This is a genomic window from Methylobacterium sp. HMF5984, from assembly GCF_045033435.1.
GTDB lineage: Bacteria > Pseudomonadota > Alphaproteobacteria > Rhizobiales > Beijerinckiaceae > Methylobacterium.
Genome location: NZ_JBJFLN010000001.1, coordinates 1,182,823 through 1,205,633 on the forward strand (window position 1 = coordinate 1,182,823; position 22,811 = coordinate 1,205,633).

Genomic DNA, 22,811 nt, shown 5'->3' on the forward strand with positions numbered 1-22,811 from the left:
GCCCGCACTCAAGCCGGGCGCGATCCGGCCGCCGGCCGTCTCAGCCGGCGCCAGCCCATCGCCACGCCCGAGCCCGCGATCACCGATCCGGCCGCGAGCAGCAGCAGCATGACCCCGTCCCAGGCGGGCCGGTGGCGCAGGAGGATGCCGAGATCGAGGGTGTGCAGCAGGTCGAAGCCCCAGCGCTCGACGCGGCCCGACCGGTCGAGCCGGTTCAGGATCTCGCCGGTCTCGAGATCGATGTGGAACCACGTCGCCGCCGGGTCGTCGAACACCACCCGGAGCACCGGCAGGCGCCGGGCGCGGTGGTGCGACGTCCAGTAGAAGTCCTCGTGCTCGAGCCGAGAGGTCGTCATCGATCGAGCCTCCGGGACCAGGCGGCGCGCGGCGGCGTCCAGCCGGTCGGGCGCGACCGGCGCCGTTCCGCAGCAGGCGATCTCCCGCCCGTCGCGGCAGGCGATCACCGCGAGCGGCGCACCGCCGAGCCAGGTGAACCGCACCTCCGCCGCGTCCGTGCAGGCGCGCTGGCGGATCGCGGCGCGGTCGAGCCCGGTGCGGGCGCCGGGTGCGTCGGCGTAGCGTTCGAGCATCGCCTGCGACGGGCTGGAGGAGGAGAACCAGCGGTTCGAGTTCATCGAGAGCCAGCCGCTGACGATGAAGCTCAACAGCGCGAGCCCGCCGATCAGGCCGCCGAGATGATGCCAGCGCGCGAGGCCGCGATAGGGCGTCACCGCGCCGGAGCGATAGCGTCGGGCGATCCGCATCCGCAGGAGCCCGAGCACGAACCCGGTAACGGCCCCGACCATCGCGATCCCCGAGACCCACACGATCACCGTGCGCCACAGCGCGGCCTGCGCCCGCAGCGGCGCGACGTAGAGCCAGTGCGGGACGGCGCCGAACCAGTTCCAGAACCGCTCGTGCGCCGTGGTGTCGAGCACCACGGCACCGGTCGGCTGCGAGACGTAGAGCTCGGTGCCGTCCGCATCGCCGAGCGCGATGCGGTGAAGCGGGCGCACCGCATCGTAGCGCTGGTGCACCGTCCAGATGTCGTAGGCGAGCGTGTCGCGGTAGGCCGGGCGCAGGCTGCGCGGATCGTGGCCGGCGATGGCGAGGGCCTCGTCCGGCGACGCGGGGCCGATCGCCCGGCCGTCGACCGCGGAGACGGTGCGGCGGGACCCGTCCCAACGCGCGACCCGGTAGACCGGCTCGGCCCCCCGCATCGACAGGCTCAGCGCCCGGGGAAAGCCGGGCTCGTCGGCCAATGCCGCGTCCGGCGAGACCCGCACCGCGTCCCAGGCGATCGCGGGCAGCCCGGCCCGGCGCTCGGGCTCGGTCAGCGACGGGTAGGCGACGTACATCATCACCACGCCGCTCACGAACCACGTCGCGAAGAACAGCCCCGTGACGATGCCGAGCCAGCGATGGCCGAGATGCAGCCACCGCTTCCCCGTCTTGCCGAGCTTAGCGAGCTTGGCGAGCATGCGCGCCGTGGAGGCCATCTCAGAACGCCGTCGTGAAGGCGACCTCGAACGAGCGCGGTCGCCCGAGGAGCCAGTTTGTGCCGACCCCGTCCACCGCGTTTCCGCTGATCGCGTAGACCTTGTCGAACAGGTTGAAGACGCGGAAGGACAGGCGCGAGGCCGGCGTGACCTGATGGTCGAGGCCGAGGTTGACCAGCCCGTAGGCCGGGCGTCGCGCGGTGTTGCCGAAATCGCTGAACACCTCGCCGACGTACTGGAACCCGACCCGTGCTTCCCAGGTCGGCGCGAAGGCGTAATTGAGCCAGAGGTTGGCGACCCGCTCGGGCACGTCGATCGGCCGGTTGCCGGCGTACGAAATCGTCGCGCCGTTCACGGCCTGGTCGAAGGAATCGTACTGCGCGTGCAGCAGGGCGAGGTTCGCGTCGACCCGCCAGAGCGGCGTGACCTGCAGCGAGAGCGCCGCCTCGACCCCGTAGGAGGATTGCCGGCCGACCTGCGTCGAGACGTTCGGCTGGCCCGGCACCGCCGAGATCAGGTTGTCCTTGACGATGCGGTAGCCGGCGAGCGTCCACTCGCCTCGGCCGTCCCAGAACACGCCCTTGGCGCCGAGCTCGACCTGCTCGCCGGTGGAGAGCTTGAAGCCGGCCAGCGATTGCGACAGCGTGATCAGGCTGTTCACCGGGTCCGTGGCGGTGGCGACCTGCGCATAGAGCGCGGTGTCCGGCGTCGGGTTGAACACCAGCCCGAAGCGGTAGCCGAGGCCCTGGAAGGACTTCTCGAACTGCGCGTTGCTCATCAGGTTCTCGCGCTGCAGGGTCGAGGCGTCGAACCGGACGCCGGACAGGAACGAGAGCTGGTCGGTGAGGATCAGCCGGTCCTCGGCGAAGACCGAGGCCTGGTCGGTGCTCGTCGCGTAGGCCGGGCTGGCGCGGCCGTTCAGCGGGAACGAGCCCGGGTCGTAATCCGTCAGCGGGACGCTGGTGACGAGGCCCGATCCGACGGTCGAGAAGTTGTTGATGTGCCGGAAGTCGATGTGGTTCACGTCGAAGCCGGCCAGGAACTCGTTGCGGAAGCCGAACAGCGTGCCCTTGAACGCGGCGTCGAACCGGTTCCCCAGCTGTTCCTGCTGGTGGTAGATTTCGGTGTAGTCGCTCCGGTCTACCAATCGCGTCGATCGGTTGAAGCTGTAGGTCTCGACGTCGAGCCAGTGGCGCCTGCTCTGCAGCCGGTAGGCGGTGTTGCGCACCGTGATGTCGGCGGTGGGCGTCCATTCCGTCTTGAGCTGGGTCCAGTTGTCCGCCCAGGTGATCTTGGCGTCGCGGACGTTGTAGTTCTTGAACCGGATGAAATCCGGGATGCGCCCGTGGACCAGCGGCGTGCCCCAGTAGCGCGCCGGCTCCTGATAGCCGAGGTCGTGGCTCAGGGTGAAGGCGAGGTCGGGCGTGGCCTGGAGCAGGATCGCGCCCGAGACCGCGAGGTTGCGGAAGTCGCCGTCCGGGCTGATCCAGCCGCCGGCGCGGTTGCCGCTGACGTTGAGGCGATAGGCCACCGCGTCGCCGATCGGGCCGCCGGAATCGAGGGCGAGCCGCGCGATGCCGTCCGATCCGACGCCGGCCCGCACCAGGTTGATGGACGTGAAGGTCGGCTTCTTCGTCACCACGTTGATGACGCCGCCGATCGCCCCGTCGCCGTAGAGCACGGAGGCCGGCCCGCGCAGCACCTCGATGCGCTCGACGTTCCAGGTGTCGAACGGGAAGGTCACCGTGTTGGCGCCGACGAACAGCCGCGTGCCGTCGTAGAGCTGCTGGATCGAGTTCGGCCCCGAGAACCCGCGGCTGGTGAAGGCGCCGTTGCCGTTGCCCGGCGAGGCGATGGTGGTGATGCCGGTGGCGTTCTGCGTCACGGCGTCCGCGATCGTGTCCTGGCCGCGCAGCCGCGCGGTCTCGCCGGAGATGACGTCGACGCTGCCGGGGGTCTCCAGCGGCGTGAGGCCGAGGCGGCTCGCGCCGCGGTCGGGCGTGCGCAGGTTGAGGCCGACCGGCGCGGCGCGGCTCAAGCCGACGCCGTCGCCCGCGACCGTGAGGGTGTCGAGCACGACGCTCGCCGATTCGCCGGCGACCGGCTGGGCGCCGGCATCTCGCGGCGGAGCGAGGATGACGAGCGCCGTGCCGGCGAGGAGCGGGCAGCGCATCGCGCGCCCGAGGGAACGAGCGGTTTGCAGAAGAACGAGCATGGATCGGATTCGGCTCTATCGGCGCGACGCGACGGCCTGCCCGACCCTCCATCTACATCGAATGTAACAATGTTACAATTAGGCGATCGGCCGAACGCGGCTCGGCCGCCGGCGCACGGATGCCGGGCGGCTTCCTGTGCGTCGTTCGGCGCGGGTCTCGCGGTGGGCAAGGGCATGGGAGGGACGTGCGGACGCGTGTGGTGGCACGTCACCGCGAACGAGGCCGCCCCGCATGCGCCGCGCGGGCCCATGCGTCTCGACACCCGTCGAGGCACCCCGCCCGACGCGTTTCGCGTGTGACCACGACTGACGGCAGGTCTCCTGGCTCGCGGGTCGCTGCCCCTCATCGTCTTCCCAGGCGCCGTGACCCAGTGACGTGTTGATGGAGGCTCGCCGCTTACAGTTGCGGGGGCAGCCGCGGCATTGGAAAGGCTCCTCGGAGCCTCGTCCTCACCGCGTTCCCTTTTGATCCCCGAGGGGAACCGTCCCCGCCAAGTGGCTTCCGCGGTCCCGAAGAGTCAACGGCCGGAATCACGCTCCTGTGAAGTGTGACCCGGCGGCGACAGCGACGGCGCGCACGGTGACGCTAGGTCGAGATATGCGATCCGTCCTGCGCCGACGCCTCGACGACGACGCTCGGCGGCAAGGTTCCTCCGGCGCCGCCGAGGACGGAGCCGAGGTCGCCCGGCAGGGCGGTCTCCGCGGTCAGCTCCGCCGGCTCGCCGCCGGCCGCGTGCTCGTCCGCCACCAGGGCGACCGCGCCCGGTGCGATCAGGCCGAGGCTCGCCGCGTGCCGGGCGATGGCGGTGCTGTCGGCGGCGATGACGAGGTGGCTGCCGGCGGCCGCGACGACCTGCGCCAGCGCCTCGATCTCGCGAATGCGGTCGGCGTCGCGCGACACGTTGCGGATGTAGACCGCCTTCACCCGGCCCGGATGGTCGGCGACGATCCGGCCGTAGACCTCCGGATCGTGCTGCCCGCTGTCGCCGATCAGCACGAACGGCAGGTCGCGATACAGCGACAGCATGTGGACGATCAGGGCGCGCTTGTGATCCTCCGCCCGGCGGGGGAGGGGGTGCTTCCACGACAGGCCCCATTCGCGCAGGAACAGGATCGGGCCCACCGGGATGCCGTGGATCGTGAAGAACTCCGACAGCATCTCGTACAGGCCCCACGGCGCGCGCGAGACGTAGAGCATCGGGTTGGCCTCGATGCCGTCCGGGCCGACGTAGAGGGCCCGGTAGAGCGCGGCGACGCCGGGGAAGGCGACGCGGTTCTCGGCATCCTCCACGAACAGCCGCCACAGCATCTTGGCCTTGTTGGCGACGCCCGTGCGCATCACCGTGTCGTCGATGTCGCTGACGACGACGCAGCCGGTGGCGCCCGGCGGCACGAACACCTGCCCCCGCGCCCGCACCGGCGGCTCCGCCTCGAGCGTGAGGTCGACGTCGTGCCAGCCATGGTCGCCCGCGGGCAACGCCTCCGGGCGGAGATGGACGCGGAAGTAGCCGTCGCGGTCGGTCTCGACCCGCGTCTGCGCGCCGCCGAAGCGGGCGGTGACGGCGGCATCCTTCAGCGCCCGCCGCGCGATCCGCCGGGCGATGTCCCGCAGCTGCGCGCGCAGGCTCTCGTCGCCCGGTGCCGTATCGGGGTGGGACTGGCGGAAGATGCGGCCGATCAGGAAGATCTCGTCGGCGGAGCCGTAGCCGCGATAGGGCTCGATGACGATGCCGCCGCGCCCCTGCGCCCGGCGGACCGGGCGGGCGACGAGCTTCAGCGCCCGGACCGCGCCCCTCCTCCAACGCCGCAAACGCACTCCCATCGCCGATCGCCCGCTTCCGTCGCCTGAGCCGGTCAACGCCGCACGCGGCGGATCGGAGCCCTCACGGCTGCACCTCCGGTGCGCCGTCGGGGCCGGAGGGCTCGTCCATCAGCGGATGCAGGTCGCGGACCATGCTCTTCAGGCGGTCGTCGAGGACGTGCGTGTAGATCTGCGTCGTCGAGATGTCGGCGTGGCCGAGCAGCTCCTGCACGATCCGCAGGTCGGCGCCGTTGTGCAGCAGGTGGCTGGCGAAGGCGTGGCGCAGCACGTGCGGGCTGACCTTGTCGGCGCGCAGGCCCGCGGCCTCCGCCGCCGCCTTCAGGTCGCGGGCGAAGGCCTGCCGGGTGAGATGGCCGCTCTCGCTGTCGGCGGGAAACAGCCACGGCGCGTCGCTCGGCGAGGCGGCGAGGTGCCGGCGCATCGCGTCGCGCGCCAGCTCGGTGAGCGGCACCAGCCGTTCGCGGCCGCCCTTTCCCCGCACCACGAGGTAGCGCTCGCGGGTCGAGGCGGCCGAGCGCGGAAGCGCGATCAGCTCGGAGACGCGCAGGCCCGTGGCGTAGAGCAGCTCGAGCAGGCACAGCATCCGCTGCGCCCGCCGCGCCTGGCCCGGCGCCTCGGCCTCGACCGCCGCATCGATCTGTGCGCGCGCCGTCGCGAGCAGCCGGTCGACTTCGGCGACCGACAGTACCTTCGGCAGCGCGCGGCCGCGGCGCGGGCCGGTGAGCGGCGCGCTCGGATCGGATTCGGCCAGCCCTTCTGCGTAGAGGAACTTGTGGAAGCCGCGGATGCAGGAGAGCCGCCGGGCGGCGGAGGCCGGCTTCAGGCCACGCGGCTCGAGGGAGGCGACGTAGGCGCGGAGGTCCGCCGCCTCGATCTCGGCGAGGTCGAGGCCCTCGTCGGCGAGGTGACCGAAGTAGTCGTCGAGATCGCGCCGGTAGGCTTCGAGGGTGTTCTTCGCCGCTCCGCGCTCGGCGGCCAGCATGTCGAGGTAGGCCGCGATCTCGGGCGGCGTCCGCCGCTCGGCCTCGGGCGGACGCTCCTCCCTCACCGGCCGCCCGGCTGGAGCTTCGAGGCGGGGATGGTCACGCTCATTTCCCGCGGCGTCGGCGTCACGAAGGTCGCTAGCGCGAACATGCCGGCGAAGACGAGGCCGGCCAGGATCGCGAGGGTGGCGAAGAAACGGAATAGGGTCGGCACAGCGGTCGAACCTCGGGGCACGCGGACGCGATGGAGCAGGGCGCAGCGGGGACTTAAGTTTTGCGCCGCGGCGACCCGGGTTGCACCATGCCGCCGCCGCGCTGGCAAGGCCCGGAAGGCCACATCCTGCGCCCGTCTCGCCGCGACGATGGGCCGGCGCATCGGGCCGGCTCCACGCCGTCTCCGGGCCCTTTCCGAGATTTCAGGGGGCGGCGGCCGCGGGCCCGACCGCATGGGTGATAACCCCGCAGACTTGGTATAAGACCCGGGACACCGCCGCACCCGCTCCCAGCCCCGTCGCCGACCCGCCCTTTGCCGTCCATGCCGAGCCCCGCCCGATGACCACGCCCGAGCCGATGGGCGATCCGATCGAAGCGCGCCTGCGCCGGGCCCTCGGCTCGCGCTCGATCGTGCTCGTGGGCCTGATGGGAGCGGGCAAGAGCACCGTCGGCCGCCGCCTCGCGAGCCGGCTCGGCCTGATCTTCAAGGACGCCGACATCGAGATCGAGGCGGCCGCCGGCCTGACCATCCCCGACATCTTCGCGATCTACGGCGAGCCGAGCTTTCGCGACGGCGAGGAGCGCGTGATCTCGCGCCTGCTGCGGGCGGGGCCTCTGGTCCTGGCCACCGGCGGCGGCGCGTTCATGCGCGAGTCGACCCGCGCGCGGATCGCGGAATCGGGCGTGTCGGTCTGGCTCAAGGCCGAGCTCGACGTGCTGATGCGGCGGGTGCGCAAGCGCGGCAACCGCCCGCTGCTCCAGACCGAGGATCCCGAGCGGACCATGCGCGACCTGATGGACCTGCGCCATCCGGTCTATGCCGCCTCCGACGTGACCGCGCTGTCCCGCGACGTCGCCCACGACCGCGTCGTGCAGGACGTGCTCGAAGCCCTCGACGCCTACCTCAACCCGCCGGACGAGAGCCGCGCGGTCGCCGCGCAGTGAAGCTGTCATGACCGAGCCCCTCGCCGTCCACGTCCCCCTCGACCAGGGCCGCGACTACGACATCCTGATCGGGCGCGGCCTCATCGCTAGCGCCGGCGCGCGCGTGGCGGCGCTGGGCGGCAAGGCGGCGGTGATCGTCAGCGACGAGACCGTCGCGGCGCTCTACGGCGACGCCCTGCGGAGGAGCCTGGAGGAAGCGGGCCTGCGCTCCGCACTCGTCGCGGTGGCGCCGGGCGAGGCCTCGAAATCCTACGCGACCTACGCGTCGGTCTGCGACGGCCTGCTCGCCCACAAGGTCGAGCGCGGCGACCTCGTGGTCGCCCTCGGCGGCGGCGTCGTCGGCGATCTCGCGGGCTTCGCCGCGGCGACCCTGCGGCGCGGCGTGCGCTTCGTGCAGGTGCCGACGAGCCTGCTCGCCCAGGTCGATTCCTCGGTCGGCGGCAAGACCGGGATCAATTCGCCGCTCGGCAAGAACCTGATCGGCGCCTTCCACCAGCCTCGCCTCGTGCTCGCCGACACCGCGACCCTCGACACGCTTTCGGAGCGCGAGATGCGGGCGGGCTACGCCGAGGTCGCCAAGTACGGGCTGATCGGCGATGCCGGCTTCTTCGACTGGTGCGAGGCCCATTGGCGCGGGATCTTCTCCGGCGGGCCGGAGCGCGACGAGGCGGTGGCGATCTGCTGCCGCGCCAAGGCCGGGGTCGTCGTCCGCGACGAGCGCGAGGACGGCGAGCGCGCCCTCTTGAATCTCGGCCACACCTTCGGCCACGCGCTGGAACGCCTCACCGGCTACGAGTCGGCCCGCCTCGTCCACGGCGAGGGCGTCGCGATCGGGCTGGCGCTGGCGTTCCGCTTCTCGGCCCGTCTCGGCCTGTGCGCGGGCCAGGATGCGGGCCGCGTCGCCAACCACCTCGCGCTCGCCGGCCTGCCGACCACCCTCCAGGCCGTGCCCGGCGGCTGCGGCGACGCCGACGCGCTGCTCGACGCGATGGCGCAGGACAAGAAGGTGAAGGATGGCGCGCTGACCTTCATCCTCGCTCGCGGCATCGGCCGGAGCTTCATCGCGCCGGGAATCGAGCGGGACGCGGTGCGCGCCTTCCTGCAGGACGAGCTGCGGGCCGGCTGAGCCCGACCCGCATTAACCGCGGCGGAACCTCGCGGCCCTATCGTCGCCGCGCTGGCGCTCGGCCAGGATTCGGGTCGGACCATGGGCGCGTCGCAGGGTGTCAGCGCGTCGGAGCGCTTCGCGGCCAGCCTGCGGGAACGTCTCGCCCACGATGCCGGCCTGCTCCGCTTCGCGCGCCTGGCCGCCGCATTCCTGGTTCCGACGATCCTAGCGCTGGCCTACCTCGCCTTCGGCACCGGACCCGATCCGCGCCACAACTGGCTCGGCGACGTGATGGGCAGCGATCTTGCCCAGGTCTGGGTAGTCGGCCGGACGGCGCTGGGCGGACGCGCGACGGAGGCCTACGACCTGCCGGTGCACCTTCAGAACCTCGCTGCGGCCTTCGGGCCGGAATGCCGGTTCGCGTGGCATTACCCGCCGGTGTTCCTTCTGGCGGCGTCCCCCCTTGCGTTGCTGAGCCCGCAAGGGGCCTTCCTCGTCTGGATCACCCTCTCGCTCGCGATCTTCGCCGCTGCGCTCCACCGTGCGACCGGGCGGCGCGACGCGGTGCTGATCGGGCTCGCGCACCCGCTGGTGCTCTGCAATCTCGCGTACGGCCAGAACGGCCTCGTCACCGCTGGATTGCTGACGCTCGGAGCGATGCTGGTCGACCGGCGGCCCTGGCTCGCCGGGCTCTGCTTCGGGCTCGTCGCCTACAAGCCGCAACTCGCAGCGCTGGCGCCGTTCCTGCTGCTCATGACGGGCCGCCGACAGGCGCTCGCCGCCTGCCTCGCCACGGCGCTGGCCCTGTGCCTCGCCTCGGTCGTCCTGTTCGGGCTCGCGCCCTGGCAGGCCTTCGTCGCGAGCCTGTCGGAGACCAACCGGATCATCCTGCAGGAGGCCGGCGCCGGCCTCGATCTCAACGCCAGCGCCTTCGGCGCGGTCCGGCTGGCCGGCGGCTCGTTCGCGGCGGCCTGGACGCTGCAGATCGGCGCGAGCCTCGCGGCGCTCGCGGTCGCCTGGCGGGTCTGGGCCGGCAACGGCGACCTCGGCCTGCGCGCCGCGACGCTGCTCGCCGCGGCTCCGATGGTCTCGCCCTACGTGCCGGTCTACGACCTCGTCCCTCTGGTTCCGGCGACGATCCTCCTCGCGATCGCCGCCCACCGCGCCGGCGGCCTGCACGACCGTGAGCGGGCGTTGATGCTCGCCGCCCCCTTCGTCGCGCTGCTGCGCCTGGCGATGGCGGCGACGAGCCTCCCCTTCGGCTTCCTCCTCGGCCTCACGACGCTCGCCTGCATCGCCGCGCGGGCGCTGCCGCGCCCCGTGCCGCGCCTGGGACCGGCGGTGCCGGCCAAATCCTGACCCTGCGCGCCCGGCGATAGGGCAATCCGGCGCCGAATCCCCTATGAGGGATGTCGCCGTCGCGCCTCGATCCCGAGCCTGCCGCGACGGCATGAGCTCGAAAACCCGGCGCGATGGAAACCCACACCGACCTCTGGCTGGCCGCGAGCATCGTCGTGATCTCGCTGCTGCTCTCGGCCTTCTTCGCGGGCGCGGAGACAGCCTTCACCGCCGCGTCCCGCGCGCGGATGCATTCCCTGGAGGAGGCGGGGGATGCGCGGGCGGGCATCGTCAACCGCATCCTGGCGATCCGCGAGCGCTTCATCGGCGCAATGCTGATCGGCTACAACATCGTCGCGATCGGCGCCTCCGCCTTCATGACGAGCGTGCTGACCGCGGTCTTCGGCAAGAGCGGCGTCATCTACGCCACCATCGGCATGTCGGTGCTGGTGATCGTCTTCGCTGAGGTGCTGCCAAAGACGCTCGCGATCTCGAAGCCCGACAAGGCGGCCCTGATGATGGCCCGCCCCGTCGCCTTCGCGGTCGCGGTGATGGGCCCGGCGGCGCTCGCGATCGAGAGCCTGGTGCGGCTGATGCTGCGCCCGTTCGGCGTCACGATCGGCGACCACCAGTCGATCCTGTCGCCGACCGAGGAGATCCGCGGGCAGGTCGCGCTGCTGCACCGCGAGGGCGGGGTGGCCAAGGCCGAGCGCGACATGCTCGGCGGCCTGCTCGACCTCAACGACCTCTCGGTCTCCGAGGTGATGGTCCACCGCACCAAGATGCGGATCATCAACGCCGACCTGCCCTCCGAGGAGATCGTGCGCGAGGTGCTGGCCTCGCCCTACACACGGATGCCGCTGTGGCGCGGCACCACGGAGAACGTCGTCGGCGTGCTGCATGCCAAGGACCTGCTCCGGGCCCTCGACGCGGCCGGCGGCGACGCGTCCGGCCTCAAGGTCGAGGCGCTGGCGCTCGAGACCTGGTTCGTGCCGGACACCACCAGCCTGCGCGACCAGCTCAAGGCCTTCCTCTCGAAGAAGACCCACTTCGCCCTCGTCGTCGACGAGTACGGCGAGGTGATGGGCCTCATCACCCTGGAGGACATCCTCGAGGAGATCGTCGGCGACATCGCCGACGAGCACGACGTCACCGTCTCGGGCGTGCGGCCGCAGGGCGACGGCTCGGTCAACGCCGACGGCGGCGTGCCGATCCGCGACCTCAACCGGGCGATGGACTGGAACCTGCCGGACGAGGAGGCGACGACCATCGCCGGGCTCGTCATCCACGAGGCGCGCGCCATCCCCGACCAGGGAACCGCCTTCAACTTCCACGGCTTCCGCTTCCAGGTCCTGCGCAAGGCGAAGAATCGCATCACGACCCTGCGGATCACGCCGCTGGAGCCGACGGGGAGCAAGCGTGGCGACGGATGAAGGATTTGGCCCGTCATCCCGATAACCTATGTTATGGAGTTTTGATATCAGTCAGGTCTGATACGGGCGTTTAGATGTTGTTTATGCTCTAGTTTGATGTTGTGCTCAGTCTCGGGTGCCGTATCACAGGTGTGGTCTCGGCCATCGGAGTGATCGTCGGGAGACGTCAAGCGGACCATGCGTCTCGACATCGCGACCCTCTTGCTGGTGACCTTCGTCCTCACGTTCCTCGTGGGCGTGCTCTTCGTGCTGTCGTGGGTCCAGGCACGTCGGACGCACGCTCTGGCGATCTGGGGCGTCGCGCACCTCGTCGGCGCGATCGCCTCCGGCGGGCTGGCCCTGCGCGGCACGATCCCCGACTGGCTCTCCATCGGCGTCGCCAACGCGATGATGATCGCCGCCTACGGTCTGATCTGGAGCGGCGTGCGGGCTTTCGAGGGGCGGAGCCTGCGCCTGTCGATCGCGATCCTGAGCGGCGGCGCCTTCGCGGCGGCCTGCCTCGTCCCGGCGTTCTACGGCTCGATCGCGGCGCGGGTCGTCCTCGCCTCGTCGATCGCAACCCTCTTCTGCGCGGCGAGCGCCTACGAGATCTGGCGCGGCCGGGCGGAACGGCTGGTCTCGCGCTACCCCGCGATGATCCTGCTGTGCATCTACGGGCTCTGCTACGCGGTTCGGATCCCCGCAGCCTTCCTCGCCCCCCTGCCGACCAGCCCAGACGCCCTGCAATCGCGCTGGGTCGCGATCCTGTGCTTTGCCGCGATGCTGTTCACGATCGCCATCGCTTTCACCTTCATGGCGCTGACCAAGGAGCGGGCCGAGCGGGCACAGCGGCTCGCCGCATCGGTCGATCCGCTGACCGGCATCGCCAACCGCCGCGCCTTCGTGCTGGAGGCCGAGGCGATGCTGGCGCGGCCCTCGCCGAGCGCGCTGCTGCTGTTCGATCTCGATCATTTCAAGCGTGTGAACGACACCTACGGTCACGCGGTCGGCGACGGGGTGCTGGTCGGTTTCTGCGCCCTGGGGCGGGCCTTGCTGCCGGGCGATCGCGCGTTCGGCCGGCTCGGTGGCGAGGAGTTCGCGTGCCTGATCCCGGCCCAGACCCCGGAGGCCGCCCGGCGCGAGGCGGTCCGCTTCGGCCGCGCCTTCGCCGCCCTGCGCCTGCCGACGCTGCCGCACCTCGAGGTCAGCTGCAGCATCGGCGTGGCGGTGAGCACGCCGGGACATGAGCGTTTCGACGACCTGATGCGCCGGGCCGACCTCGCGCTCTACCGCGCCAAGCGCAACGGCCGCAGCCGAACGGAACTGGCCGAGGCGGACGGTCCGGATGTGCAGGCCGCCCGAAATCGGCGACTGCCTTGGCCTCAGGCAGCCGAGTAGGCTGCGGCCCCCAGGCGTGCGCGGGCAGCCGCGTATTCGCGCGCGAGCCGTGCGACTACGTCCGCCACGGGCGGCGCGTCCGCGATCGTCCCGACGCCCTGGCCGGCACCCCACACGTCGCGCCACGGCTTCGCCCGGCTGCTGCCGAAGTCCATCGCGCTCTTACCGACATCCGGCAGGCTCTCGGGATCGAGCCCGGCGGCGCGGATGCTGGGGCTCAGGTAGTTTCCGGGCACGCCGGTGAAGAACGGGGTGTAGAGGATGTCGGCGGCCGCGCTTTCCGCGATCATCGCCTTGTAGCCGTCGGCGGCGTTGGCCTCCGCCGTCGCGATGAAGCGCGTGCCCATGTAGGCGAGGTCGGCGCCCATCGCCTGTGCGGCGAGGATCGCGCTGCCGGTGGTGATCGCCCCCGACAGGATGATCGGCCCGTCGTAGAAGCGCCGCACCTCGCCGAGCAGGGCGAACGGGCTCAGCGTGCCGGCATGCCCGCCCGCGCCGGCGCAGACCAGGATCAGCCCGTCGACGCCGGCCTCCAGCGCCTTCTCCGCGTGCCGGACGGTGGTGACGTCGTGGAACACCACGCCGCCGTAACCGTGGATCGGCCGCACCACGGCGTCGGGCGCCCTGAGCGAGGTGATGACGATCGGGACCGCGTGGGCGACGCAGGCGGCGACGTCCCGGGCCAGACGGTCGTTCGAAGCGTGGACGATCTGGTTGACCGCGAACGGCGCGATCCGCCGCGTCGGCTCGGCCGCCCGCGCCGCGGCGAGCGTGCCGGTGATGAGCGACAGCCAAGTGTCGAGGCGTTCAGCCGGCCGGGCATTCAGCGCGGGAAACGACCCGACGATGCCCGACAGGCACTGGGCGATCACGAGGTCGGGCCCTGACACGATGAACAGCGGCGCGGCGATCACCGGCAGGGCCAGCGTGCCACGCAACGCCGGGGGCAGGCGTTCGTTCGATGCGGATTCGGTCATGCGCCCTGCCTCTCGATCGTCGCGGCGAGGATCAAGGGCCGGGCGGTCGCGCCGTCAAGGCTCCGATGCAGGTTTGCCGACGACATCGACGGACACCGGCGTCGGCCGTCGCCAGGCCGCGGCGCGGGTTGTGCAGCCCGGGGCCGAGGTGCAGGCTCGGTCGGAGCCGGTCCGGTCTCGCGCGGCGATCGCGCGTGCCGGCCGGCTCGAGGCCATGTCAGAGGGCCGCGACGGCCCGAACCCGGAGGATGCCGCTTGAGCGGGACGATCGACGACACGATTCTCGGCGTTCCCGAGGCGTTGCGCACGCATGTCGGCGCGATCAGGCCGATGGCCGAGCACAAGGTGCTCCCGCGGCTCGATCACTTCGCGCGCGATTTCATCGCGCTCTCGCCCTTCCTGGTGCTCGCCTCGATGGACGCGGAAGGCCGGGCCGACGCGAGCCCGCGCGGCGACGCTCCCGGCTTCGTCCGGATCCTCGACGACGCGACGTTGCTGATCCCGGACCGCCGCGGCAACAACCGCGTCGACAGCTTCGGCAACGTGCTCGGCAATCCCGGGGTCGGGCTGATCTTCTTCGTGCCGGGCATCGACGAGACGCTGCGGGTGAACGGGCGCGCGGCGCTGGTCACGTCGGCCGAGATGCTCGCGCCCCTGGTCGCCCAGGGCAAGGTCCCGGTGACGGGTCTGCGCGTCGCAGTGGAGGAGGTGTTCTTCCACTGCGCCAAGGCGCTGATGCGGGCCAAGCTGTGGTCGCCGGAGGCGCAGGTCGAGCGCAAGAGCTTCCCGAGCCTCGGGCGCATCCTCGCCGAGCAGACCGGCACCGTGAGCGTCGCCGATGCCGAGCGCTCGACCGAGGAGGCCTACCGCACCCGGCTCTACTGAGCATCGCGCGGGATCGCCGGAGGTCCCCGGCGATCCCGCCTCCCGTTCATTCGGCTTCGGGGGCGATCGGCTCCAGGCCGCCGACGTGGCGCTGGGCGTAGAGCGGCAGGCCGATCTGGCGGATCAGTTCCTGCTGGGTCTCGAGGAAGTCGATGTGGCCTTCCTCGTCCTCGGCCAGATCCTCGAACAGGCGCTTCGACACCCGGTCGTTGATCGAATCGCAGTACTTGGCGGCTTCGAGGTAGAGCGCGCGGGCCTCGCACTCGGCGGCGAGATCGCAGGCGATGATCTCCTCGACGTTCTGGCCGATCCGCAGGGGATCGAGCTCCTGGAGGTTGGGGAAGCCGTCGAGGAACAGGATCCGGTCGACGAACCGGTCCGCGTGGTTCATCTCCTCGATCGATTCCTTACGCCAGAACTTGGCGAGGTCGATGTAGCCCCAGTCGTTGAGCATCCGGAAGTGGAGCCAGTACTGGCTCACCGCGGTCAGCTCGCTGCGCAAGCCGCGGTTCAGATACTCGATGACCTTGATGTCGCCCTTCATGAAACCCGTTCTCCCCTTGGCCGTGCGAGGGAAAAGCCGGGCTACGCCTCAGGCGGCGATCCCCTCCTCTGCAGGCTGGACCTTTCCCAAACTGCAGCCGGTTGCGCAACCCGTCGCGCAGGCATGGGCGTCCTGTCCCGCCTCGAGCGCCGCGGCGCCGAGGGCGTTCTGCATGATCGAGCGGATCGTGCGGGCGCAACGCCCGCATTTCGGGCTGCAGCCGAGGCAGGCGTAGACCTGGGCCGGCGTGCGCGGGCAGCCAGGACCCGGGCCGAGACACCCGCGCACGGCGCCATCCGAGAGGACGTTGCAGGAACAGACGATCATACGATCCAAAACCCGATGGCTGGAGGCTCGTTTCCTTCGACGCCCTCGAATCGTTCGAGAGCGCTCACCGTGCGTCGTCCCGGTCCTCGACCGTCGCCAGTTTAGAACTCTTGAAAACTAAGCGTTTTCAACGTGTTAGCGAACGCCACATGCCATCCGGCACCGTATGGGTCAAGGCTCCGGCGATCACGAGTGCACGATCGGATCGCGTCGTCGCGTTTCGCGGCTCCCTATTGCGCCAGCTCCTTCAGCGCGAGCCGGATGAGAACCTTCGCCTCGGCGTCCTCGCCGCCAGCCTTCAAGGCAGCGGCGACCGCGGCCGAAGCCTGGAGCTGGGCGTAGCCGAGGTTGACCAGCGCCGAGATCGCGTCGGCGACGGGCTGGGGCGCGGAGCGGTTCTCGACCGCGCCCGACAAGGCGATGAGCGCCGGATCGATCGGCGCGAAGGCCGGCGCCTTGTCCTTGAGTTCGGCCACCAGCCGGGCGGCCAGCCGCGGGCCGACGCCGGGCGCACGCGCGACGGCGGTCTTGTCGCCCATGGCGATCGCCGAGGCGAGCTGAGGCGGCTCCAGCACCGAGAGCAGCCCGAGGGCGACCTTGGAGCCGACGCCCTGCACGGTCTGGAGCAGGCGGAACCACTCGCGCTCGGCATCCGAGCGGAAGCCGTAGAGGCGGATCATGTCCTCGCGGACATGCGTCTCGATCGAAAGGACGGCCGGCTCGCCGGGCTTCGGCAGGCGCTGGAGCGTGCGCGCCGAGCAATGCACCTCGTACCCGACTCCCTGGACGTCGAGGAGGACGAAATCCTCGCCGTAGGAATCGACCACGCCCTTGAGCTTCCCGATCATGAGATCCCGATCATTCGCGCTGCCGCGTCCAGCGTGCCGTCCGCTGCCTACAGAATGCCGCGCATCGCCGCCATCCGGCGAAGCGTGGCGAGTCTTTCGGAAGGCCAGTCTTGAGAGCGGCCGAGCTTCGTGGGATCAGGGCAGGGAAACGGTCGGTTACAACCCAGGCGATCCCGATGCGCGGACCCTTGCTTCTCCTCGCCCTGGCACTCGCCCAGACGCTCGCCCTCTCGCCGGCGCGGGCCGCCGACACCGCGACTGCCCCCAGCGCCGACCCGACGCAGGTCCGGCCGGGCGCCTACCGCCTCGATCCCGACCACGCCAAGATCACCTGGTCGCTGAGCCATCTCGGCTTCTCGACCTATTACGGGCAGATCACCGACGTCACCGGCGACGCGACCCTCGACCCCAAGGACGCGACCAAGATCCGGCTCAAGGTCACGATCGGCACCGACAGCATCACCGGCGTGAACCCGAAGCTCGACGCGCATCTCAAGGCGCCCGACTTCTTCGACACCGCGAAGTTCCCGAGCGCGACCTTCGCCGCCACCGCGGTGGAGGCGACGAGCCCGACCACGGCGCGCGTCACCGGCGACCTGACGCTGCGCGGCGTCACCAAGCCGGTCGCCTTCGACGCGACCTTCAACCAGGCCGGCATCCATCCCGTCGACAAGGCCTACACCGTCGGCTTCGACGGCCGCGCCGTGCTGAAGCGCTCGGACTTCGGCATCGACGCCTACCTGCCGATGCTCGGCGACGAGGTCGTCCTGCGCCTCGAAGGCGAGTTCAAGGCGGTGAACTGATCGGCCTCAGCCGAGCTTGGCCAACGCCGCCGCGATCCGCGCGGCGCCCGGCCCGGCCGCGCCGGGCGGCGGGTTGGCGCGCTTGAGCGCATGGGCGCCGCGATGGTTGACGTGGGTGATGGCGATGGCGAGCGCATCGGCCGCATCCGCCAGCTTGAACTCGGCCTTCGGGAGCAGGAAGCGCACCATCGCCTGGATCTGCGCCTTCTCGGCATGCCCCGAGCCGCAGACCGACTTCTTGATCAGGTTCGCCGCGTACTCGAACACCGGCACGCCGGCGAGCGCCGGCACCAGCAGGGCGATGGCGCGGGCGTGCCCGAGCTTGAGCGTCGCCTGCGCGTCCTTGTTGACGAAGGTCTCCTCGACGGAAACTTCGTCGGGCGAGAAGTCCCGCACGACCCGGGTGATGCCCTCGTGCAATTCGCGCAGGCGCAGCGCCAGCGGCAGGTCGCCGTCCGAGGTGACGACGCCGCAATCGACGTAGGCGAGCTTCGCCCCCGTCACCGTCACGACGCCCCAGCCGGTGCGGCGCAGGCCCGGATCGATGCCGAGGATGCGGATGGGCGTCATGAACCGGACCTTGGCCGCACGGCCGGAACGCCGTACCGGCTCTGTCTGAGCACATAGCGTGAACGAAGGGTTTCGCCAAACGGTCGCGGCTGGCCGACTTTCGAAACTGAGGCGATCGAACTACCGTCGGCTTCGCGGCGCGCCACGATGCGGGTCGAAACTGCGGGCGGGCTGGCGGATGAACACCCTCGATTGGCTGGTGCCGACCCTGGCCTTCCTCGCGCCGATGCCGCCGATGCGGCCGGAGCCGCCGAAACCGCTGCGCGGCAACGCCTGGGCGGCGGGCATGGTCATCGGCAGCGTCTGCCTGATGATGGTGCTGCCGATGTTCACGATCTGGAGCTTCTGGGGGCCGCACGATTCCTTCCAGGTCCGCTGCGAGGCCTCGGGCGGCCGCGTGCTGCAGGACCCGGCGATCGGGGTCGCGCCCTTCCGTTGCGACCGCAGCGGGGCGGCCTCGCCCCGCTGACGCCCGCGCCCCGCGTCTCGCGCCTTAGGCCTCGAGCTTGGCCACCAGCGCGTCGGACAGGGCGAAGTTGACGTAGACGTTCTGCACGTCGTCCTGGTCCTCGATCACCTCGACGAGGCGGATCAGCTTCTCGCCGGTCTCGTCGTCGACGTCGATCGTGTTCTGCGCCTTCCAGACGAGGCCGGTGCGGGTCGGCTCGCCGAAGCGCGCCTCCAGGGCCTTGGTGACCTCGCCGAAGGAGTCCTGCGCGCAGGTGATCTCGTGGCCGGATTCGTCGGAGCGCACGTCGTCGGCGCCGGCCTCGATCGCCGCTTCCAGCATCGTGTCGGCGTCGGCGACCGAGGCCGCGAAGCCGACCACCCCGACACGGTCGAACATGAACGCGACGGCGCCGGTCTCGGCGAGGCTCCCGCCGGACTTGGTGAAGGCCGAGCGCACGTCGGAGGCCGTGCGGTTGCGGTTGTCGGTTTGCGCCTCGACGATCAGCGCGGCACCGCCCGGGCCGTAGCCCTCGTAGCGGATCTCCTCGTAGGTCTCCCCGTCGGCACCGGCCGCCTTCTTGATCGCCCGCTCGATGTTGTCCTTGGGCACGTTCTCGGCGCGGGCCGCGATGATCGCCGCGCGCAGGCGTGCGTTCATCGCCGGATCGGGCAGGCCGAGCTTGGCCGCCACCGTGATCTCGCGGGCGAGCTTCCCGAAGAGCTTCGAGCGGACGGCGTCCACCCGGCCCTTGCGGTGCATGATGTTCTTGAACTGGGAATGGCCGGCCATGGCGTCGCGCGTTCTTTAGGTCTTGGCGGCGGAGGGCTCGCGCCCTCGACGCCGCCGGGCGGGGATGCCGCGGTTTATACGCGCGTGCGGCGCGGGGAGGCAACGCGGGCGGCACACGCGAACGCGATCGGCCGACGACGGAAAGATCGGCGGCGACGGGCGTTCCCGAACCGCGGCCGACCGGCGCGCCGACGAGGACAGAATGCGAAAACAGGTTGAGCGGAAACGGACGGTCGTGGTCACGGGCGCCAGCGCCGGCGTCGGCCGGGCGGTCGCCTGCGAGTTCGCCCGGCATGGATGGAACGTCGGCCTGATCGCCCGCGGCGAGGCCGGCCTGCACGGGACGATCGAGGACGTGGTGCGGGCCGGCGGACGCCCGATGGCGTTCGCGGCCGACGTCGCCGACGCGGACGCGGTGAGCCAGGCGGCCGCCGAGGTCGTCGCGGCGTTCGGCGGCATCGACGTCTGGGTCAACAACGCGATGGTGACGGTCTACGCGCCCGTCCAGCAGACCTCCGCCGAGGAGTTCCGTCGCGTCACCGAGGTGACCTATCTCGGCCAGGTCCACGGCACGCTCGCCGCGCTCGAGCACATGGTGCCCAAGGATTCCGGCACCATCGTCCATATCGGCTCGGCCCTGGCCTACCGCTCGATCCCCCTGCAGGCGACCTATTGCGCGGCCAAGGCGGCGGTGCGCGGTTTCGTCGACTCGCTGCGCAGCGAATTGCTGCACGACGGCAGCAAGGTACGGCTGACGATGGTGCAGCTGCCTGCGGTGAACACGCCGCAATTCGATTGGGCCCGCTCGGTGCTGCCGCGCAAGCTCGAGCCGGTGCCGCCGATCTACCAGCCCGAGGCGATCGCCCGCCACGTCTACGCGGCCGCGCAGGCGGCGCCCCGCGAGCTTTGGATCGGGACGTCGGCCTGGAAGGCGATCGTCGGCAACATGGTGATCCCGGGTTGGATCGACGGGTATCTCGCCCGTCACGGATATCGCGGGGAGATGACCAGCGTGCGCGCCAACAAGCACCGAGCCGACAACCTCTACGAGCCGGTGGACACCGATCCCGGCGCCCATGGCCGTTTCGACGACCGCGCCGTCGGCCACGTCGCCGCCGTCGACCCGAAATGGCTGAAGCTCGGGCTTGCCGCGGCGCTGGGCCTCGTCGCGGGGACGACGCTGTTCGCGACGGAAGCGCAGGGACGGCACGATGCGCGCCGGCAGTCGGCCGGTCGCCGGCTCGCCCGTCGCGACTGACGGGTCAGGCGCTCGCGTGCCACTCCCTCAGGCCCGCGAGCGTCACCACCCCGTCCGCCCACGCGAACCCGAAGACGTGCCGGTGCGGATGCCCCGGCTCGCCGAGATCCGACACCGCCGAGAACGCGCCGTCGAGGCGGTGGGTCTCGGTGTAGCGGCTGCGGGTCGCCAGCACCGGCAGGCCGGCATCGAGCGCCGAGCGGATGCCGGCGGCGGAATCCTCGAACGCGATCGCCTCCGACGGCGCGATGCCGAGGCGTTGCACCGCGAGATCGAAGATGTCGGAGGCCGGCTTCTTGCGGGCGGCCTCGTCGCCCGAGGCGATCACGTCGAAGGGGCGGTCGCCGGCCGGAAAGTTGACGGCAAGGAGCGTGTCCACGTTGGCGCGGGTGGTGGTCGTCGCGATCGCGAGCCGGACGTCGCCCGCCCGCGCCTCGGCGATCAGCCTCGCGACGCCGGGGCGGAGCGCGAGCGCGCCCTCCGCGACGAGGCCGCCGTAGATCGCGGTCTTGCGGGTGTGGATCTCCGGCATGCGCGCACGCAGGTCCGCGGCATCGCCGTGGCGGGTCGCGACGTAGTGGGTGAGCCGCTCCTTCCCGCCCATCACCGTCAGCAGGTCGGCGTAGCACGCCGGGTCCCAGTGCCAGGGCAGGCCGAGCTCGGAGAAGGCGTGATTGAAGGCCTGGCGATGCAGGTCCTCGGTCTCGGCCAGCGTCCCGTCGACGTCGAAGATCAGCGCCTTCAGCATGAGGTCGCCATCAGCATCGGATCGCCCGGCCGCTCGCCGCCTCGGCGCCGGCGCGGATCGCGGCGATCCGCTCGGCGTAGCGGTCGGGGCCGTCCTTGAACACCGCGTTGCCGGCGACGAACACGTTGGCGCCGGCGGCCGTCGCACGGCCGACCGTCTCGGCGTCGACGCCGCCGTCGACCTGGATATCGATGGCGCGGCCCGCGATCATCGCCTTCACCCGCGCCACCGTCTCCAGCGCGCTTCCGAGGAAGCTCTGGCCGCCGAAGCCCGGGTTCACCGTCATCACCAGCACCATGTCGGCGAGGTCGAGCAGCGGCTCGACCATCGCGGCGGGCGTTCCCGGGTTGAGCGCGATGCCGGTGCGCTTGCCCAAGCTCCGGATGGTCTGGAGCGAGCGATGGCTGTGCGGCCCGGCCTCGACGTGGACGGTGATGCCGTCGGCGCCGGCGTCTGCGAAGGCCGCGAGGTAGGGGTCGGCCGGCGCGATCATCAGGTGCACGTCGAAGAACTTCATCGTGTGCGGGCGCAAGGCCTTCACCACCGGGGGCCCGAAGGTGATGTTGGGCACGAAATGCCCGTCCATCACGTCGAGATGGATCCAGTCGGCGCCGGCCGCGTCCACGGCGCGGGTCTCCTCCGCCAGCCGTGCGAAGTCGGCCGACAGGATCGAGGGGGCGATGATGGCCTTTGGCATGCGGCAGGTTCCGAGACGCGCGGGGCCGACACGCCCTCGCGCGGGCTGATGAGGGGTGGGGAAGCCCGGCCAAAACAGCCGGACTTTTTGCCCGCGACGACCCGTGCGGTCAGGCGAGCCGGCGCTTGCGCTCGACGAGTTGCATGATGATCGGCGTGAGGATGAGCTGCATCGCGAGGTCGAGCTTGCCGCCGGGGATGACGATCGAGTTGGCCCGGCTCATGAAGCTGCCCTCGAGCATCGAGCGCAGGTACGAGAAGTCGATGCCCTTGGGGTCCTTGAAGCGGATCACCACCATCGATTCGTCGGCCGTCGGGATCCAGCGGGCGATGAACGGGTTCGAGGTGTCGACCGTGGGCACCCGCTGGAAGTTGATGTCGGTCCAGGAGAATTGCGGGCAGATGGTCTGCACGTAATCCGGCATCCGCCGCAGGATCACGTCGGTGACCGCATCGGTCGAATAGCCCCGGAACGACCGGTCCCGGTGCAGCTTCTGGATCCATTCGAGGTTGATCACCGGCACGACGCCGATCTTCAGGTCGGGGTAGCGCGCGAGGTCTAGGGTCTGGTCGACGACGCACCCGTGCAGGCCCTCGTAGAACAGCAGGTCGGAGCCGGGCGCGAAATCCTCCCACTCGGTGAAGCTGCCCTGCGGCCGCCCGTAGCGTGCGGCGTCCTCGACGTCGTGGACGTAGTGCCGGGTCCGGCCCCGCCCGGACTCGCCGTAGGTGCGGAACACCTCCTCAAGCTCCGGCAGGAGGTTGGCGCGCGGCGCGAAGTGCGACAGCGTCGGCTCCGCCGCCATCATCGCGTGCATCGTCTCGCGGTCGAAGGCATGGAAGCCGTCGCCCTCGATGTAGACCGCCGACACGTCCTCGCGCCGGAAGATCTGCTCGAAGGTGTTGCGCACCGAGGTCGTGCCGGCCCCCGAGGAACCGGTGACCGAGATGATCGGATGCCGCGCCGACATGCTGCTACCGG

The 22,811-nt window shown here is 70.9% G+C and carries 23 protein-coding genes and 1 riboswitch; of the genes, 9 read left to right on the forward strand and 14 right to left on the reverse strand.

Going from position 1 to position 22,811, the window contains the following annotated elements:
* Window positions 1-8: 8 nt before the first annotated feature.
* From ACFZ8E_RS05540 to ACFZ8E_RS05560, 5 genes are all read right to left on the reverse strand, one after another.
* The gene (locus ACFZ8E_RS05540) at window positions 9-1,499 is read right to left on the reverse strand and encodes a PepSY domain-containing protein (protein WP_405042260.1); all 1,491 of its coding nucleotides are present in this window, start codon (window positions 1,497-1,499) and stop codon (window positions 9-11) included.
* Between the two features lies 1 nt (window position 1,500).
* Window positions 1,501-3,672, reverse strand: coding sequence for a TonB-dependent receptor (locus ACFZ8E_RS05545; protein WP_405044330.1), 2,172 nt, complete (start codon window positions 3,670-3,672; stop codon window positions 1,501-1,503).
* Window positions 3,673-4,007: 335 nt separating this feature from the next.
* Window positions 4,008-4,216: riboswitch (cobalamin riboswitch) on the reverse strand.
* 84 nt (window positions 4,217-4,300) lie between these two features.
* A complete protein-coding gene (locus tag ACFZ8E_RS05550) occupies window positions 4,301-5,536 on the reverse strand; it encodes an App1 family protein (RefSeq protein ID WP_405042261.1) in 1,236 nt (411 codons plus the stop codon).
* A 61-nt stretch (window positions 5,537-5,597) separates the two neighbouring features.
* Window positions 5,598-6,584, reverse strand: a complete 987-nt coding sequence (locus ACFZ8E_RS05555; RefSeq protein WP_313898914.1) for a site-specific tyrosine recombinase XerD — start codon at window positions 6,582-6,584, stop codon at window positions 5,598-5,600.
* Complete coding sequence (locus ACFZ8E_RS05560) at window positions 6,581-6,733, reverse strand: histidine kinase (protein WP_147730042.1); 153 nt, start codon at window positions 6,731-6,733, stop codon at window positions 6,581-6,583. The genes ACFZ8E_RS05555 and ACFZ8E_RS05560 overlap by 4 nt, the downstream gene beginning before the upstream one ends.
* 338 nt (window positions 6,734-7,071) lie before the next feature.
* Here ACFZ8E_RS05560 and ACFZ8E_RS05565 point away from each other — a divergent pair, with 338 nt between their 5' ends.
* The 5 genes from ACFZ8E_RS05565 (at window position 7,072) to ACFZ8E_RS05585 (ending at window position 12,933) form a co-directional block, all read left to right on the forward strand.
* Window positions 7,072-7,677, forward strand: coding sequence for a shikimate kinase (locus ACFZ8E_RS05565; protein ID WP_147727186.1), 606 nt, complete (start codon window positions 7,072-7,074; stop codon window positions 7,675-7,677).
* A 7-nt stretch (window positions 7,678-7,684) separates the two neighbouring features.
* Window positions 7,685-8,803: a 3-dehydroquinate synthase gene (aroB, locus tag ACFZ8E_RS05570; RefSeq protein WP_243951125.1), complete on the forward strand. Its 1,119-nt coding sequence runs from the start codon at window positions 7,685-7,687 to the stop codon at window positions 8,801-8,803.
* An 81-nt stretch (window positions 8,804-8,884) separates the two neighbouring features.
* Window positions 8,885-10,144, forward strand: coding sequence for a glycosyltransferase family 87 protein (locus ACFZ8E_RS05575; protein WP_243951123.1), 1,260 nt, complete (start codon window positions 8,885-8,887; stop codon window positions 10,142-10,144).
* Window positions 10,145-10,257: 113 nt separating this feature from the next.
* A complete protein-coding gene (locus tag ACFZ8E_RS05580) occupies window positions 10,258-11,556 on the forward strand; it encodes an HlyC/CorC family transporter (protein WP_405042262.1) in 1,299 nt (432 codons plus the stop codon).
* 177 nt (window positions 11,557-11,733) lie between these two features.
* Complete coding sequence (locus ACFZ8E_RS05585) at window positions 11,734-12,933, forward strand: diguanylate cyclase (RefSeq protein ID WP_243951121.1); 1,200 nt, start codon at window positions 11,734-11,736, stop codon at window positions 12,931-12,933.
* Here the strand turns inward: ACFZ8E_RS05585 and ACFZ8E_RS05590 are convergent.
* Window positions 12,918-13,910, reverse strand: a complete 993-nt coding sequence (locus ACFZ8E_RS05590; protein ID WP_243935491.1) for a nitronate monooxygenase family protein — start codon at window positions 13,908-13,910, stop codon at window positions 12,918-12,920. The genes ACFZ8E_RS05585 and ACFZ8E_RS05590 overlap by 16 nt on opposite strands.
* Window positions 13,911-14,165: 255 nt before the next feature.
* Between ACFZ8E_RS05590 and ACFZ8E_RS05595 the strand changes: the two genes are divergently transcribed.
* Complete coding sequence (locus ACFZ8E_RS05595; protein WP_279604016.1) at window positions 14,166-14,795, forward strand: pyridoxamine 5'-phosphate oxidase family protein; 630 nt, start codon at window positions 14,166-14,168, stop codon at window positions 14,793-14,795.
* Between the two features lie 46 nt (window positions 14,796-14,841).
* Here the strand turns inward: ACFZ8E_RS05595 and bfr are convergent, their stop codons facing one another.
* The 3 genes from bfr to ruvA all read right to left on the reverse strand — a co-directional run bounded on the left by bfr (window position 14,842) and on the right by ruvA (window position 16,514).
* Window positions 14,842-15,339 (reverse strand): bacterioferritin, encoded by a 498-nt coding sequence (bfr, locus tag ACFZ8E_RS05600; protein ID WP_147727192.1) that lies wholly within the window; start codon window positions 15,337-15,339, stop codon window positions 14,842-14,844.
* Between the two features lie 48 nt (window positions 15,340-15,387).
* Window positions 15,388-15,666 carry a bacterioferritin-associated ferredoxin gene (locus ACFZ8E_RS05605; protein ID WP_243951119.1) on the reverse strand — a complete coding sequence of 93 codons (279 nt, stop codon included), beginning with the start codon at window positions 15,664-15,666 and terminating at the stop codon, window positions 15,388-15,390.
* A 230-nt stretch (window positions 15,667-15,896) separates the two neighbouring features.
* Window positions 15,897-16,514 (reverse strand): Holliday junction branch migration protein RuvA, encoded by a 618-nt coding sequence (ruvA, locus tag ACFZ8E_RS05610; protein ID WP_243935490.1) that lies wholly within the window; start codon window positions 16,512-16,514, stop codon window positions 15,897-15,899.
* A 176-nt stretch (window positions 16,515-16,690) separates the two neighbouring features.
* Here ruvA and ACFZ8E_RS05615 point away from each other — a divergent pair, with 176 nt between their 5' ends.
* Window positions 16,691-17,317 carry a YceI family protein gene (locus ACFZ8E_RS05615; protein WP_243951117.1) on the forward strand — a complete coding sequence of 209 codons (627 nt, stop codon included), beginning with the start codon at window positions 16,691-16,693 and terminating at the stop codon, window positions 17,315-17,317.
* Between the two features lie 6 nt (window positions 17,318-17,323).
* Here ACFZ8E_RS05615 and ruvC read toward each other — a convergent pair whose 3' ends face one another.
* A complete protein-coding gene (ruvC, locus tag ACFZ8E_RS05620; RefSeq protein WP_147841608.1) occupies window positions 17,324-17,887 on the reverse strand; it encodes a crossover junction endodeoxyribonuclease RuvC in 564 nt (187 codons plus the stop codon).
* A gap of 178 nt (window positions 17,888-18,065) precedes the next feature.
* Between ruvC and ACFZ8E_RS05625 the strand changes: the two genes are divergently transcribed.
* Window positions 18,066-18,356, forward strand: coding sequence for a hypothetical protein (locus ACFZ8E_RS05625; RefSeq protein WP_243951115.1), 291 nt, complete (start codon window positions 18,066-18,068; stop codon window positions 18,354-18,356).
* 24 nt (window positions 18,357-18,380) lie between these two features.
* On the opposite strand, the gene ACFZ8E_RS05630 is transcribed toward ACFZ8E_RS05625, so the two are convergent.
* Complete coding sequence (locus ACFZ8E_RS05630; RefSeq protein ID WP_147727021.1) at window positions 18,381-19,127, reverse strand: YebC/PmpR family DNA-binding transcriptional regulator; 747 nt, start codon at window positions 19,125-19,127, stop codon at window positions 18,381-18,383.
* A gap of 202 nt (window positions 19,128-19,329) precedes the next feature.
* Between ACFZ8E_RS05630 and ACFZ8E_RS05635 the strand changes: the two genes are divergently transcribed.
* Window positions 19,330-20,385 (forward strand): SDR family oxidoreductase, encoded by a 1,056-nt coding sequence (locus ACFZ8E_RS05635; RefSeq protein ID WP_243951113.1) that lies wholly within the window; start codon window positions 19,330-19,332, stop codon window positions 20,383-20,385.
* A gap of 4 nt (window positions 20,386-20,389) precedes the next feature.
* Here ACFZ8E_RS05635 and ACFZ8E_RS05640 read toward each other — a convergent pair whose 3' ends face one another.
* The 3 genes from ACFZ8E_RS05640 to ACFZ8E_RS05650 form a co-directional block, all read right to left on the reverse strand.
* Window positions 20,390-21,133, reverse strand: a complete 744-nt coding sequence (locus tag ACFZ8E_RS05640; RefSeq protein WP_405042264.1) for an HAD-IA family hydrolase — start codon at window positions 21,131-21,133, stop codon at window positions 20,390-20,392.
* 10 nt (window positions 21,134-21,143) lie between these two features.
* The gene (gene rpe / locus ACFZ8E_RS05645; protein WP_243951109.1) at window positions 21,144-21,830 is read right to left on the reverse strand and encodes a ribulose-phosphate 3-epimerase; all 687 of its coding nucleotides are present in this window, start codon (window positions 21,828-21,830) and stop codon (window positions 21,144-21,146) included.
* 109 nt (window positions 21,831-21,939) lie between these two features.
* Complete coding sequence (locus ACFZ8E_RS05650; protein ID WP_147727025.1) at window positions 21,940-22,800, reverse strand: phosphoribulokinase; 861 nt, start codon at window positions 22,798-22,800, stop codon at window positions 21,940-21,942.
* Between the last annotated feature and the right edge of the window lie 11 nt (window positions 22,801-22,811).

Bases quoted from the DNA above. Each gene is read 5' to 3' on its own strand.
- ACFZ8E_RS05540 (WP_405042260.1), bottom strand. From the start codon at position 1,499: ATGGCCTCCACGGCGCGCATGCTCGCCAAGCTCGCTAAGCTCGGCAAG.
- ACFZ8E_RS05545 (WP_405044330.1), bottom strand. From the start codon at position 3,672: ATGCGCTGCCCGCTCCTCGCCGGCACGGCGCTCGTCATCCTCGCTCCG.
- ACFZ8E_RS05550 (WP_405042261.1), bottom strand. From the start codon at position 5,536: ATGGGAGTGCGTTTGCGGCGTTGGAGGAGGGGCGCGGTCCGGGCGCTG.
- ACFZ8E_RS05565 (WP_147727186.1), top strand. From the start codon at position 7,072: ATGACCACGCCCGAGCCGATGGGCGATCCGATCGAAGCGCGCCTGCGC.
- aroB (WP_243951125.1), top strand. From the start codon at position 7,685: ATGACCGAGCCCCTCGCCGTCCACGTCCCCCTCGACCAGGGCCGCGAC.
- ACFZ8E_RS05575 (WP_243951123.1), top strand. From the start codon at position 8,885: ATGGGCGCGTCGCAGGGTGTCAGCGCGTCGGAGCGCTTCGCGGCCAGC.
- ACFZ8E_RS05580 (WP_405042262.1), top strand. From the start codon at position 10,258: ATGGAAACCCACACCGACCTCTGGCTGGCCGCGAGCATCGTCGTGATC.
- ACFZ8E_RS05585 (WP_243951121.1), top strand. From the start codon at position 11,734: ATGCGTCTCGACATCGCGACCCTCTTGCTGGTGACCTTCGTCCTCACG.
- ACFZ8E_RS05590 (WP_243935491.1), bottom strand. From the start codon at position 13,910: ATGACCGAATCCGCATCGAACGAACGCCTGCCCCCGGCGTTGCGTGGC.
- bfr (WP_147727192.1), bottom strand. From the start codon at position 15,339: ATGAAGGGCGACATCAAGGTCATCGAGTATCTGAACCGCGGCTTGCGC.
- ACFZ8E_RS05605 (WP_243951119.1), bottom strand. From the start codon at position 15,666: ATGATCGTCTGTTCCTGCAACGTCCTCTCGGATGGCGCCGTGCGCGGG.
- ruvA (WP_243935490.1), bottom strand. From the start codon at position 16,514: ATGATCGGGAAGCTCAAGGGCGTGGTCGATTCCTACGGCGAGGATTTC.
- ACFZ8E_RS05615 (WP_243951117.1), top strand. From the start codon at position 16,691: ATGCGCGGACCCTTGCTTCTCCTCGCCCTGGCACTCGCCCAGACGCTC.
- ruvC (WP_147841608.1), bottom strand. From the start codon at position 17,887: ATGACGCCCATCCGCATCCTCGGCATCGATCCGGGCCTGCGCCGCACC.
- ACFZ8E_RS05625 (WP_243951115.1), top strand. From the start codon at position 18,066: ATGAACACCCTCGATTGGCTGGTGCCGACCCTGGCCTTCCTCGCGCCG.
- ACFZ8E_RS05630 (WP_147727021.1), bottom strand. From the start codon at position 19,127: ATGGCCGGCCATTCCCAGTTCAAGAACATCATGCACCGCAAGGGCCGG.
- ACFZ8E_RS05635 (WP_243951113.1), top strand. From the start codon at position 19,330: ATGCGAAAACAGGTTGAGCGGAAACGGACGGTCGTGGTCACGGGCGCC.
- ACFZ8E_RS05640 (WP_405042264.1), bottom strand. From the start codon at position 21,133: ATGCTGAAGGCGCTGATCTTCGACGTCGACGGGACGCTGGCCGAGACC.
- rpe (WP_243951109.1), bottom strand. From the start codon at position 21,830: ATGCCAAAGGCCATCATCGCCCCCTCGATCCTGTCGGCCGACTTCGCA.
- ACFZ8E_RS05650 (WP_147727025.1), bottom strand. From the start codon at position 22,800: ATGTCGGCGCGGCATCCGATCATCTCGGTCACCGGTTCCTCGGGGGCC.